At 60.6% G+C, this 14014-nt stretch carries 9 protein-coding genes; 4 read left to right on the plus strand and 5 right to left on the minus strand.

All coding sequences use genetic code 11. The features are described 5' to 3' along the window. Positions 1 to 2: 2 nt before the first annotated feature. The 5 genes from AC3A5N_RS00415 to AC3A5N_RS00435 all read right to left on the minus strand — a co-directional run bounded on the left by AC3A5N_RS00415 (position 3) and on the right by AC3A5N_RS00435 (position 7070). A complete protein-coding gene (locus tag AC3A5N_RS00415) occupies positions 3 to 2900 on the minus strand; it encodes a TonB-dependent receptor plug domain-containing protein (RefSeq protein ID WP_487735331.1) in 2898 nt (965 codons plus the stop codon). 226 nt (positions 2901 to 3126) lie between these two features. Continuing rightward, positions 3127 to 4122 carry an ABC transporter substrate-binding protein gene (locus AC3A5N_RS00420; protein WP_487735332.1) on the minus strand — a complete coding sequence of 332 codons (996 nt, stop codon included), beginning with the start codon at positions 4120 to 4122 and terminating at the stop codon, positions 3127 to 3129. 167 nt (positions 4123 to 4289) lie between these two features. Next, on the minus strand, positions 4290 to 5318 hold the full coding sequence (locus AC3A5N_RS00425) for a 5-methyltetrahydropteroyltriglutamate--homocysteine methyltransferase (RefSeq protein ID WP_487735333.1): 1029 nt from the start codon (positions 5316 to 5318) through the stop codon (positions 4290 to 4292). A 174-nt stretch (positions 5319 to 5492) separates the two neighbouring features. Next, the gene (locus AC3A5N_RS00430) at positions 5493 to 5966 is read right to left on the minus strand and encodes a YkgJ family cysteine cluster protein (protein WP_487735334.1); all 474 of its coding nucleotides are present in this window, start codon (positions 5964 to 5966) and stop codon (positions 5493 to 5495) included. Positions 5967 to 6005: 39 nt separating this feature from the next. Then, on the minus strand, positions 6006 to 7070 hold the full coding sequence (locus AC3A5N_RS00435; RefSeq protein WP_487735335.1) for an ABC transporter substrate-binding protein: 1065 nt from the start codon (positions 7068 to 7070) through the stop codon (positions 6006 to 6008). Between the two features lie 211 nt (positions 7071 to 7281). Here AC3A5N_RS00435 and AC3A5N_RS00440 point away from each other — a divergent pair, with 211 nt between their 5' ends. The 4 genes from AC3A5N_RS00440 to AC3A5N_RS00455 all read left to right on the plus strand — a co-directional run bounded on the left by AC3A5N_RS00440 (position 7282) and on the right by AC3A5N_RS00455 (position 13993). After that, positions 7282 to 10047 carry a TonB-dependent receptor plug domain-containing protein gene (locus AC3A5N_RS00440; protein ID WP_487735336.1) on the plus strand — a complete coding sequence of 922 codons (2766 nt, stop codon included), beginning with the start codon at positions 7282 to 7284 and terminating at the stop codon, positions 10045 to 10047. A 285-nt stretch (positions 10048 to 10332) separates the two neighbouring features. Next, on the plus strand, positions 10333 to 11220 hold the full coding sequence (locus AC3A5N_RS00445; protein WP_487735337.1) for an SDR family oxidoreductase: 888 nt from the start codon (positions 10333 to 10335) through the stop codon (positions 11218 to 11220). A 354-nt stretch (positions 11221 to 11574) separates the two neighbouring features. Then, positions 11575 to 12900, plus strand: a complete 1326-nt coding sequence (locus tag AC3A5N_RS00450; protein WP_487735338.1) for a hypothetical protein — start codon at positions 11575 to 11577, stop codon at positions 12898 to 12900. Positions 12901 to 13279: 379 nt separating this feature from the next. Continuing rightward, positions 13280 to 13993 (plus strand): hypothetical protein, encoded by a 714-nt coding sequence (locus AC3A5N_RS00455; protein WP_487735339.1) that lies wholly within the window; start codon positions 13280 to 13282, stop codon positions 13991 to 13993. The last annotated feature ends 21 nt before the right edge of the window (positions 13994 to 14014 follow it).

The raw sequence follows: 14014 nt of genomic DNA on the forward strand, positions 1-14014 counted from the left end.
GATCAGAATCGCGCGCGGGCTCCGACCACGAAATTGCGTCCAACCTTGTCGTAGTATTGCCCATTGGTCGGGAAATTCAGGATTGTGTACGGGCTGGGCGGTGGATCCTTGTCTAGCAAGTTGTTGACCGCCCAGAATAGTTCGTAGCGCTTATCGTCTCCTACGAAGAACTTTCCGAACAGATTAAAGTACGCCACCCCAGGGATACTATTGTCGTTGATGGTGTTGGTTGGCAGCGTGTTGTAGGTCACGTCCTGCTTCCCGGCGCTGATATATATCGTCTGGAGCGTGAGCTCCCATGCGTCGTTTCCGATGGTCTGCGACAGATTCCCGCGGAAAGTGGGGATCGATCCCAAGTTCGACCAACCGTTCTCGCCCGCACGGTCGACCGGGGCGGCGCCGGTACCGGAATCGACGTAGGCATGGAGGATGTAAGTCCCGCTGGCCGCCAGGCTGTAGCGCCCTCCATCGCCCAGAAAGTCGGCCGTGCTGCTATAGCGCAGCGTCATGTCGATGCCCTCCTGCTCGAACGCGCCGACGTTCAGTGATCCGGTGATGAGCCCTGTATGAATGCGGTCATCGGGGTCTGGCGTGCTCGTGTCCGGGCCGTAGGTGAACAGGCTGCAGAAGTAAGTATCGCCATTGCTGCACAGATTGGCGATGTTGACGGTCGATAAGTTGGTGATCGCATCGCTTATCTTGATGTTGTAATAATCGACCGACAGGCCGACGCCGCGCAGCCCACCGGTGCCGCGATAGGCAGCCCCCACCGTGAGCGTGTCTGCGAATTCGGGGCCGACGTCGAGATTGCCGCGGCTGGTATTCTGCGGGATCGACGCGTTCTTCGTCACGCCATCAACAACCAGCGTGACCGTATTTCTAACGTTGCTGCCGGGGCTGAACAGTTCGTTGATGGCAGGCGCGCGAATGTCGCGCGAGCGGGCAACACGAAAGTTAAGCCCGTCGATCGGCTCCCAGACGCCGCCGATCTTCCAGGCGGTCTGTCCGCCGACAGTGCTGTAGTCGGCATACCGGAACGCGCCGTTGATGCTCAGATCACGCAGGAAGCGAACGTCTCTCGCAAGAGGCACGGTTGCCTCAACATAGGCTTCTCTGACGTCGAACGATCCGCTGTACGGCACGGCATTGCCGGCTGTGAGGAATCCGTTTGTCGAGCCAATTGCGTCGGAAGTCAGCTTCTGCGTCTCGCGCCGGTATTCGCCGCCAAATGCCACCGCGACCGGACCGGCCCAGGTGGAGAAGGGTTCACCGACCATGTTCGCGCCGAACGCGAGTTGATCGTATTTCACCTTGGCCAGACCTTCGCCCCAGATATATTCGCGCGCCGCGTTGCTGAAATTGCCCTCACCGAACAGGTTGAGCGGCTGGCAGCCGGCGGCCGCCGGATCACCTTCCAGGGTTGCCCGGCAAACGATTTCGCCTGTCGCCGGATCGCGCACGGCATCGATCGCGAAGTTCAAATTGGCACGGATCGGGTTGCTGAATGTCGCTGAGGAATAGTTGTTAACACCGTACGAGGCGTGCGCGTCCCACTTCCAGGAACCGCCTAGCTCGCCCTCGAGCCCGACGACGCCGTGCGGCGTTTCGTTGGTGATCTCATAGAAGTTCTGCCCGATATCGTAAGCGATCCGGCTGATATCGAAGGACTGTACATCCGCAGGGAGGCGCGCGAGCACAGATTCAGGGATAAAGGCATTGTCGCGCTGGATCGTCTGGCGAGGCAACCGGATGGCTATGCCGTCGAGAAACCCACGAGAGCGGGAGAAACCACCCTCGATGTAGCCGGTCAGCGTATCCGAGAACTCGTAATAGATACTCCCATAGGTGGTGAAGCGTTCAACGTCAGGCATCTGCGCCACGCCCTTGATGATCGACTGCCCTTCGCCGCCAATCATTACTTGGCCGCCGAAGATCGCCCCCTTGTCGAACGGGCGGATGGATCCATCGGGGTTGAACGTCATGTTGGTGAGGCCGGGGATGTTGCTTACGATAACCCCGCCGGAGCCCAGGCTGGCGTGCACGTTCGGCGACAGGATGAAGGCCGGCTGGCCGAACCCGGGCGTACCTTCGACCGTGCGCTGCGCGTTGCTGACGATCATCCATTCCTCGCGCCCCCAATCGCGCGTGTAGATATCGTTCAAGCCGTTGTTGTTCGAATAGTCGGCGCTGAGGACGATATCCCCACGCCCTTCATTGAAGCTCGTACCTGCGATGAAGCCCAACCTTTGGGTGGCATAGTCTCCACGCTGCGAGATACCGGCCTGCCCGGTGAGCTCCAGGCCATCGTATTCCTTCTTCATGATGATGTTGACGACGCCTGATACAGCGTCTGAGCCGTAAAGGGCGGATGCACCGCCAGTCACAACATCGATCCGCTCGATCATGTTGGTAGGAAACAGGTTGAGGTCGGTAGTCGTGGGGACGCCTAGATTGCTGGCAGGCGCGAAGGGCACAACCCGAGACTGGTTCACCAGCACCAGCGTCCGCTGTCCCCCGAGTGCCCGCAGATCAGCAGTCGCCTGCGCCGGACTCGACGTGTTCGTCGCGTTGGCGCCCGGGGACCGCGTCGCCTTGAAAGCGGGGTTCTGGTTGAGCACTTCCATCACGGTTGTTGCCGCTTGGCGTTCGATCACCTCCGAGCTCACGATCTGAGTTGGTGTCGGCGCATCGAGGCCGCTCTGCGCGGTACGTGAGGCCGTAACCACGATCGCTTCGGTTTGCGGACCCGACATTTCAGAGGGCACGTCCTCGGGAAGACCCTCCGGTTCGGCCTGTTGTGCGGATGCGTTCGCGCTCGCTAATGCGATCGCCATAGTCCCGGTGGTTGCCAGCAGGCGGCGCGGCCAGGTTGCGCAACGGTGGTCCTTCGAGCCAGTCATATCGGCTTTCCCTCTCTCCCAGACGTGGGGTCGGCTGCAGCCGTTCTCCCACCGAATGCGTCGTCCAACTGACTCTTGCCCGCGCTGTGCCAGTGGCGACAGGCAACGACAGCTGGCCAACGCGTTCTAAAATAACGAACGCCGCTTGCTTATATCACATAAGCCAGGCTGACAACCAAAATTCGACAATTACGAATGATGTTAGTTGTAATATAATTGCCGAAATTTATCGGGCGGCATCCGCGTAGATGCTGGGATCGATCAATCGCGCCAGCTCCTCGCGGGTCCGCGGCGGCCGTTGCTCCTGCGCCGCAAGCCATGCTTCTTCCTCGACCAGCACGTCCAGTAGATCGTCTGGCAGGTGTGCGACAAAGCCCAGGGTTGGCCATGCACGCGCCACGTCTTCGCGAACGATACCGGCGGTTTCCGCTACGAGATCTTGAGCGGCCGCGGGATTGCGCTCGATGGCTCGCGAAGCATCGACGATGGCGCGAACGAAAGCGACGATACGCGCCCGCTTCTCAGGGTCGGCAAGATCCGCGGCAGTCGTGTTGAGATTGAATAGCTCCCGGTAGACGCCATCGCCGGAAAACTCGATTGCATCGCCGGCCAAGGCCTGCACCGCATTGCTGGCATGCGGCTCCCATATCGCAACCGCGTCGACGTCATGCGCCGCCAGGGACTCCGCCATTTGCTCGATTGGAGAAATGCGAACAGCTTCGATATCCTCGAAGCCCAGCCCCTCCCGGGCAAGCATCCGCGACAGGAAATAGCCTGCTGAGGTCGTCGCGAGTGTCGCGACCCGTTTCCCCTTGAGATCGGCGACAGCGGCGATACCGGCCGAACGGCGCGCTACGATCCGGTATTGTCCTTCGGTGACGGTCAGGATGATGCGGATATCGGGATGCTGCACCGAATAGCGCAGGGCCTGGGTCTCCGCGTGGGTTGCGACATCTGCTGCACCCGCCTCGCCAAAATCGCCCTCTGGTGCCGCATCGACGAGATTTCCGATTCCCCCGTTTCGCACGACAGCACCGGCTGGATAGTAGTCCCGAGCTGCAAGCAGCACTGGAGCGATCTCAAGCGTGGCCGTGCTGCCGCGCACCATCAGCGGGCCGAGCTCTTGTCCCCCACGAGACATTTCCTGCTTCGGCGCGCAGGCAGTCAGCGACACCGTAATCGCGGCCAGGGCTGCATATATCCATCTCCACCGGTTGCGCATTCACCTCTCCGTTATCAGTCTGGTTGATATCATAGCTCTCGCGCAGGCGGCCAGGATTATATAAGCATGGGTGATACTATCGATGATTGCACCTGAGCAGGTGAATGCGGAGCGAGGCTCCTCGAAGCTTGTTCAGCGGGATGCTGGACCTACGGCGCGCCGCAATCTCAGAGCGCTGCGCGCACCATCTCCGCGCCCTTCACCATCGCGCACATCTTGCCGAATGCAATCTCGCGCGGGACATATTTGAAGCCGCAATCCGGTGCGACAATAATCCTGTCTACCGGCACCGCGGTCATTGCTCGCCGAATGCGGTTCGCAACAGTCTCCGCCGTTTCAACTTCCGGATCATTTAGATCGATCACGCCGACCATGACGTGTTTACCTTCGAGCGACCGCAATTCGGCAGGATCCAGGCGGGGCTGTGCCGTCTCAACCGACACCTGGTCGACACGCGTGCTGGCGAGTTCGCTCAGGTAGTCATAGCCCTGCGGACGCTCGCCATGGATAATGGCGGCATAGCCAAAGCACAGGTGAAGCGCCGTGGTGCCCTCGACGCCCACCAGTGCACGGTCGATCGCTTTGGGCCCATATTGGCGCGCCCTGTCCGGCCGGGCCTGTAAATACGGCTCATCGATCTGGACGATATCTGCACCTGCTGCGAACAGGTCCCGGATCTCGGCATTCACCGCCGCGGCATAATCGAGAGCGAGTTCATCCTCGTCATCGTAGAAATCGTTCTGCGCCTGTTGGGTCATCGTGAAAGGGCCCGGCACGGTAATCTTGATCTTGCGATCGGTATAGCGACGGAGGAATTCGACGTCCCGCACCTGCACCGCATGCTTGCGACGGATGCGCCCGATAATGCGCGGCACCGGATTGGGATGCCCGCTACGGTCGATCGCGGTTCCTGGATTGTCGAGATCGACGCCCTCGAGCGCTGTTGCAAAGCGGTTGGAATAGCTCTCGCGCCGCATCTCACCGTCCGTGATGATATCGAGCCCTGCTCGCTCCTGCATATGAATTGCCACGATCGTGGCGTCGTCCTGGGCCTCGTCAAGAAACTCCGGCGCCGGCCGCCATAACTCGCGCGCGCGCACCCGAGGCGGAAAGCGCTCCGCGAGGCGCGCCCGGTCGATCAGCCATTCGGGCATCGCATACGATCCGACCAACGTTGTGGGCAGCAGTACGTTCATTCTGATCTCCCGCGTCCATGCGCCGCCAGCCGGATCATGACTACCGAAAACCAAGGCGCAAACGAATGCATTTCGATAATAGCAAATACCCGTCTTTGAAAGGGCGGCCGCCGTATCCCGCGAAAACGATACACGACGGCGACGGGCGCCACTTCCCGTCGCAGTCATCCCCGTTCATTTGCGTCTAGGCGTGGCGGCGATGATTTTCTCGAAAGCTGCGACCTGGGTCTCGGTGTCGAGAACGTGATCCAGGCCCATCGCTCTGGCTAGCCGATAGCGATCACGACCGCGCTCAACGATCGCTTCCTCCAGCACATCCCCCCTCTCCCAGAGAACCTCGCGCTTCGCGCGTGACAGCCGCCCAAGAGCCTTGAACATACGCGCGCAATGGAACCTGCGGCATGTCCAGGGCGCCCGGCCATGGATCGTGCATCCATCATCACCGAGATAGACGCAGTACCCGGTGCGCGGATCGCGCTTCAGGGCTGGCACCTTTCGCCCGGGGTAGAGCGCGCTTGCGATGTACTCGAGTTCGTAGAATGACAAGTCGTCCCCCGCCTCGGGCCGAAGAATGACCTGGTCGGTCTTGCAACATGCCACGCAGCCGTCGCAGGGAATGGCATTCTGGTCGCGTTCCGGTTTTGTCATCGGCCGCACCCCGAAAGACCAGTACGCTGGACGAAGGGTCTATTCACGCCGCGCGAGCCCAAGTGCTTCGCGAAGGACCGACCGATCAATCAGCGTGGCAAGCAGCTCTCGCGGGCGCGCCGGACGATTGGCCTGTGCGGCGAGCCATTGTTCCTCCTCCACCAGCACATCGAGGATGTCGTCCGGGATGTCGGCCGGGAAGCGGTGATGAGGCCAGGATGCGCCAATCAGGGCGACGGGATAGCCGCTCGAGTCCGCGAGCAGGGGCCAGATCTTCTCGGGCTCGTCGGTGGCTACTTGCGCGGCCGAGATCAGGTGGCGGACGAAGTCGACGATCCGAGCTCTGCGCGCTGGGTCGCTCAGCGCGTCTGCGGTGGTGTTGAGGTTATAGAGTTCGCGATAGACCGATGGGTCAGCGAAGGTGATCGCATCCTCGCCCAAAGCCATCTCGGCGCGTGCGCTTTCGGGTTCCCAAATGGCGATCGCATCCACCTTGCCGCTTCTCAGCGCCGGCTCCATTGCGCGCGGCCGCAGCGGCACACGGATTACCTCCGTGGGTGCGATATCCGCATTGTCGAGAAGCCGATCGAGAAAGTACGCGGCGGAGGTTCGCTCGAACACCCCGACACGTTTACCGCGAAGGTCGCCAACTTGCGAGATTCCGGCCGAACGCCGAGCGACGATCCGATATAATCCCTCGCTAACGGTCATGATGATCCGAAGATCGGGGTTCGAGACCGACGCGCGGAGTGCCTGCGTTTCGGCCTGTCCGGCAAGGTCGGCGTTCCCAGGCGCATGGTCAAATTCATCGGTCGGGGCATCCCCCTCAGCCTTAAACAGATTGTCGACACCGCCGCTTGAAAAAGCGGCGGAATGAGACCCCGCCTCGTGAACCGCGAAGAGGATCGGCCCGACTTCCATCACATCATGTCGTCCCACGACGCGCAGAGGTGCCTCCGCAAGCGCCGTATGGCGGCTCGCCGATATCGTTGAGCACGATGTGAGGACAAGTGCGGCCGCCCCGAACAGAACCCTCCACCCCTTTTGCATCACCCTCCTGGCCCTCGCTTTATGTGTTCTATAATGTATAACATCGTTCAGCATGATACCGCAAGGGCATCGGTTGTCTCGCAACAAACGATTGGACAGCCAGGCCCATCTTCGTGCGATTCTAGGGGAATAACGCGGCCACCAAAGGCTCGCGGCCGACGGGAGAAATGTGATGCAGAGCCGGCAAGGAACTCAGGGTGTGTGCGGGGGCGTAAGCCGGAGCCTTGGCTCGGCAGTGGCACTCGGCGCCTTGGCAGTGGCATCCATGACCCCCGAGTCCGCATTCGCGCAAAGCGAGGGCGCCACCGCCGATGTGGCTCCAACGGAAAATACGGAACCCTCCCAGCCCAGCGCTTCCGCCCAGCCGGAGATCATTGTGACCGGCACCCGGGTCAGTGGCTTCAACGCACCCACGCCGGTGACGACGATCGGCCAGGAGGAGCTCCAGACCCGCGCAGTTCGCAATTTGGCGGATATCATGTTCGATACACCGTCGCTCAAACCGGTCCAGAACACCGGGCAATCGAGTCAGCCGATCGGCGCAAGCAATTTCGATTTGCGCGGTCTGGGACCCAACCGAACGCTGGTTCTGGTCGATGGGCGCCGCTTTCCGGCCACCGACCCGACGGGCGGTATCGACGTCAACGTGATTCCTGCTGCGCTGATCAAGCGTCTCGAGATCGTCACGGGCGGCGCGTCCGCCGCCTACGGCTCAGACGCAGTATCCGGGGTGGTCAACATCGTTCTCGACGACCGGTTCGAGGGCATAAAGGGCTCGGCGCAATACAGCCAGTCCACTTACGACGATCACCACAAGCCGGGGGTGTCGCTTGCCTTCGGCAAGAAGCTCGGCCGCCTGCACATTGTTGCGGCGGGCGACTATTTCCGCGACTCGGGTCAGCTCGAACAGGCCTCCCGGCCCTGGGCGCGCGACAACTACGCGGTGCTTACCAATCCGGAGTATCCGGGAACGCCAGGCGCCACCCGCTTGATAGTCGCGCCCGATGCGCGTTTCTCGCAGATGACGCTGGGCGGCGTTACCGCACTCAACAGCATTGCGCCGCTCCGCAATCTCCAGTTCGGTCCAGGCGGAACGGTACTCCCCTTCAATCGAGGCACCAGCGTCGGTACGACTTATATGTCGGGAGGCGACGGCGCGACTCTCTCCCCCACGTCGAACATCTCCCCCGAAATCGAACGCGCAACGGCATTCGGCCGGCTGAGCTACGACGTCAGCGATTCCGTGACCTTCTATGCTGACGCACTTTATTCGCGGGCTGACATCTTTTCCGACGGCACCACTGCCACGGATAATGGCAACATCGAGATCCACAGCGACAACGCGTTTCTTCCCACCGAGATTCGCGATATTCTGATCGAGAACGGGCAGACCAGCTTCAGGATCGGTCGTATCGGCGGCGAGGAAGGGGCGTATACCAACACCGTCGACAATACACTGCAGCGATATGGCCTAGGGGCGAACGGCGATCTGGGAGGAAGCTGGCGTTGGGACGCATCCGCGCAGTTCAGCCGGGTGGGCTATTACCGTGAGGACGGGAACAACCGCAACAACGCGCGCTTCGCGCTCGGTGTCGACGCGGTCGAGAACCCCATCACCGGACAGCCGATCTGTCGCGCACTGCTTGAAAATCCAGATCCGACGGCAGCAGAGGATCCCTATGGCGACATTCGCAGCTGCGTGCCCATCAATCTGTTCGGCGCCGGATCCGTCTCGCAGGCTGCGCTTGACTATATCGGCGGCACTGCAGTTCTTGATTCACGCCAGGAGCAGGACGTTTACGCCGCGAATATCGAAGGCTCACCATTTGCGACATGGGCCGGCGATGTCTCGATCGCACTTGGCGCAGAGTATCGCCGCGAAGCCATACGCGCCAAGAACGACGACATCTCGAAGCGCTCCGGCTGGAAGACCGTCAATCCCCAGGCGCTGAGCGGATCGCTCAACGTCAAGGAAGCCTATGCCGAAGTCGTCGTGCCACTGCTGCGAGATTCCGCCGTAGGGCGCTCTCTCGACATCAACCTCGCAGGGCGGATCACCGATTATTCCACTAGCGGCACCGTGAACACCTGGAAGGTCGGCGCCAATTACCAGCCCATCGACTCAATCCGCCTGCGCGCGACCCTGTCACGCGACATCCGTGCTGCGAACATCAACGAGCTGTTCTCGGGCCAGAACCAGTTCTTCAATACAATCACCAATCCGCTGACGAATATTGCCTTAACGACATTGCAGCTGACGGGCGGCAACCCCAATCTGCGTCCGGAAAAAAGCCGATCATTCACCGGCGGCATCGTCTTCCAGCCCGACTGGCTGCCAGGCTTCCGCGTGTCTTTCGACTACTTCTCATTCAAGATAGACGATGCAATCACATCCCTCACCGGCCAGGAAATCGTCGATTCCTGTCTGGTTCGAGGCCAGACCGACTTGTGCGATGCAATCACATTTGACGGCGACGTCATCACCAGCGTGGAAGCGACGCTGATCAACGCAGCTCAGTCGACCGCCAAGGGCTTCGATCTCGAGGCGATGTATGGCTTTCAGCTAGGCGGCGGCAGGATCTCGCTTCGCGCTCTCGCTACTCATATCGATGAACTGACCGTGACGAGCAACGGCATCACGACCGATTTCGCAGGCACAGTAGGCCGTACCGGAACTTTGGGTCCCGCAGGCGGCATTCCGAAGTGGCGCGGGTCGTTCTCGATCGATTACTCAAACGATATAGTCGGGCTCGGTGCCTTGGTGCGGTACGTCGATGGCGGAAAGCTCAACGTGAGCTACGTCGAAGGGATCGACATCCCTGACAACCATGTTTCGTCGCGCACCTATGTCGACCTTAACGCCCGCGCAAACCTAACAGACAATATCGAGGTTTTCGGTGCGATCGATAATGTGTTCAACGTCGCACCGCCGCTCACTCCAAACGCGGTGACTGCGCCGAGTTACGCCTCATCGGCCTTTTACGACCGCATTGGCCGCACCTATGCACTGGGCGCGCGGTTCCGGTTTTAAGCGCCGCAAAAAATCGTGCCGGGCGCGACCGCCTACAATCGATCGAACGCCCGCGATGGCGCATTGGCGGCTTGACGCGTCCGTCTGCTATCAAGAACTAAAGAGGGCGCATTCGGAAGCGGGGCGCAGCTCAGGGCGATCATCCGCGCGCTGTGGCAGCGCATACCGCCAACATCTCGGAGCGTCGCTGACGCACTTAGCCCGTTGGAACGTCGTTCATGCCCGGCCGACGATGATGGGACAGCAGCATCGCGACTTACCGATAGGCGAGATTACAAGGTCGGAGTGCCGGTCAACATGCGCTCAAGCAAAAGCTATGAGCGGAAGGGACCAGACTTTGAGCGCAAGCTTCGAGACGCGCACGTGCCCCAGCGAGCTTATGTGGCGAGCCGATCAACAACATCGGAGCTTCACATGGATCTGGAAAACAAGACAATAATCGTGACTGGTGCCAGCAGTGGTATCGGGGCAGCAGCTGCTGTCGTGCTTGCGCGCGCGGGTGCCAACCTCGTTCTTGGCGCACGTCGGGAGGAGGAGCTTGCCGCGGTCGCGACCCGCGCGCACGATGAGGGGGGACGGGCGGTAACCTTGCCGGGCGACGTCACGGAGCCCGGCTATGCCGATGCCCTGGTCGCGCTGGCTACGGCCGAGTTCGGGGGACTTGACGGCGCCTTGAACAACGTCGGAATCGTGGGAGACATGGTCTCCACGCCCGAGATGTCGATCGATAACTGGAACAAGGTGATAGCGACCAATCTCACAAGTGCGTTCTTCGCGGCGAAGGCGCAAATACCAGCGCTTGTCGAGCGCGGACGCGGTGCGCTTGTCTTCACGTCTTCGTTCGTGGGCGTGAGCAACGGCGGACTTGCCGGCATGGGCGCCTATGCAGCGTCCAAGGCCGGGCTGGCGGGCCTGGTTAAATCGCTTGCCTCGGACCACGCGGCAGAAGGCGTGCGTGCAAACGCCCTGCTCCCCGGCGGAACTGTGACGCCGGCAGGAGGTGAAGGCAATCCCGAGGTACTCGCATTTATCTCAGACCTGCATCCAATGAAGCGTATGGCCGCAGCCAGCGAGATAGCAGAAGCAGCCCTGTTCCTACTTTCTGAACGATCGAGCTTCATGACCGGATCGGCCATGCTCGTCGATGGCGGGGTTTCGGTCCGCTTGGCGTGATGCTGGTGGGCGCCCGCGTCATCACATATGCGACGCGGGCGCGCCTCTCACGAAATCTGGTGCTCACCATCGCAGCGAACCCATGACAGACAGGGCGTCCGCATTCGCGCGTTACCTCTTTAATCGCCTGCGCTGAACCATCGGTTGTTGCCGGGCACTCGCGAACAGCCAGGAGCACGCTCGCGGTCAAGGTGCTCGCCGGTGCGACATGGTAAATGCCGCCGACATAGCCGCCGTTCAAGCACTCAGAGTGGTCCGTCGGAAGCCGACATACATTCATGCCCTGTGGAAGACTTGAGTTGCGCCGGCAGCGGACTTGTAACTCGCGCGCGACTGTGGCGAAGCTGAAGCTGTATGGCCATCTTCGCCCGTCGCCGCCTCCAGTCTATGCTCGACGAGCTCGGCCCGCTGATGGACAACATGCGATCTCGCGATCTGGTCCAGCGCATGGAAAGCAAGAAGATCGACCAAGCATTGAATGCCGAAATGGAGCTTGGCCTTACTTGGGCGATCGCCAAGCTGGGGCCGGTTGAGATAGAGCCGGCGTGGTATAGCGAAAGGCGCCTTCCTGATCTGTTCTCCGATGATCTCTTCCCAGGCCAGGAAACTATTATAGAGATCACCGCGCTGTCCGACGCGGTACTGCCCGCCGATCAAGGTATGCGCAATGCATCGCGCAAGCTCTCCCAAGAGGCCGGTAAAATCCGACGCGGCGCCGGGCGACAGCTCTCTTACTATTTTTGGGAGGAAACCGCGCGGATCGGACGGGATTCGATCCGACGCGTATGCGTCCCACGCGATTTAGTCGTATCCGACGCCATTCGGACACAGCTTCGCCACTGGCTCAAAGATCAGGACCGGAAGGACGGTGACAAGCTCCAGCTGGTCGAGGGAATGCTGAAGGTCGTGTTGACATGGCATGACCGCGCGCAGAGCCGCTACAATTACACGACTTCGATGCCGCCCGAAATCCGGCACATCTCTGATAATTATGTCTTCCGCGCGCTGGAGGCGAAGGCCAAGCAACTCCGCAATGCCCATTTCCGAGGTATCCGGTGCGTGATCTTGGCGGACGTCGGGAGCACCGCACTGCACCGATTCGATCAACCCGACTATACCGGACGCGTCTACAATGGCAGTCAGATCGCCGGCCATTACCTTAGCACCAAGGCGGACCCTGGCATCGATGTCGTTGCGATCGTTACGCCGAGCCGCAGAAGCTCAGGCTTGACCGGCTATCACGACACGATCGAATGGAAGATCGGACTATGTTGCCGGCCCGGTGTCAAAATCGATCCCACCGGCTTTGATCGTCTCGTCGCGACCCTGCCCCAACCGCGGCGGGAAGGGTATCAAAGCAGACAACTGCACGAGCAATCTATCTTCGTGCCCACAGCGAAAGGACGGTATTTGAGCACCAGCATATCGTGGCGGAAAGGCGACAAGACGGAGATCAAATTCTCCGCCCGCGCGTTCCTCGATCTGCTCGCCGGCCGGATCACGCCGGAGCAGGCCAAGCGGATCTTCGACTCCTCGGGCGGCATTGCCGTCAAAGCACATCTCGATCGTGGCGAAACAATCGCCGATCTGCGCCTGGAGCCGGGCGGACCAGATGCCGACGACGACCATATCGTTGTTACCTTCAGTGATGACCCTGCTGCACGCCAGCTTAAGGCGTAGAGGTGCGTTGATTTGCAGAAGTGACCGAGCCGCACAGTGGTCAGCGTGAGTCTCTTCTGACCGCACGGTCAGGGAGCAGCGGCCGGTTTCAGTGTCAACCCAGCTATAGCTGAACGGCCGAGATTAGCGCGAAGCAGCCGGTGGTCCTCGCTGACATACGGCGCCTCCGGCAAACCTGTTGAAAGCTTCCGCTGGTCCATACCCACCGGGAAGGCAGGAATTCGGGCCGAGGCCGTCCGGCAGCTTTTGATCTCCACTGGAGGATGGCAAACCTTCGTTCCTGTGGCGGTTGTTTCCTTCGGCACCGTATCGCGCCGACTTTGGATCAGCCTTGGGAAGTCAGCGGAGAAATGGCAGGCATAGTGTCGGCGCCAGGAACATGAGTAATCTTATGCATATTAGCGACCAGCGGCTCCCTGATAAGCCGAGCCTTGAGATTCACCCGGACGTTCTGTTGCGGCGGCCGCACCTCGCGACCTTCTTCGGGCCTATCATCGCGACGTGGGCGGATATCGAGGGCAGGTTGGAAGCGATTTTCCTTCTGTGCGCGAAGAATAAAGCCGCGCTGGCCGAGTTGCAGATGATTAGGGGCTGGGATGCACGCAGCAAGTTCTTCGTTCGCCACATGCAAACCCATCAGGGAGACACCTTCGCGATCGAAGTCCGGGCGATATTGCGACAGGTCGCGCTGCCCGCAAAGAAGCGGCACGACGTCGCCCATGGCGTATGGGCCGTGTGCAAAGAGTTACCCAATGACTTGGTCGTCGCCACCTCGGAAATTTATACTGTGGCGATGGAAGAGGCACTACGCGCCGAGACCAAAGGAACCCCCAATTTGGTTCTAAACGAGGATCGCATGCTAAATACCGCACGCGTGGTCACCACAGCGCACCTCAGCCGGTTACTTACCGAGCTCGGCGAGGCTCGAAACCACCTGCACAACTTCATGATCGAGAAAACCCCGACGATAGCCCATGTTCACAACAGGGAAGCGTTGCCACGCACGGCTGACCATCCGGACATCGCTAAGCGAATCCGCAACGCGAAGGTTGGCATCAAAAAGCGAGACAAGCGGCGGCGGTCAGTCGATTGAGGCCCATGGAGCGGCAACCTA

The organism is Pelagerythrobacter sp. Soil_C_18, from assembly GCF_057657235.1.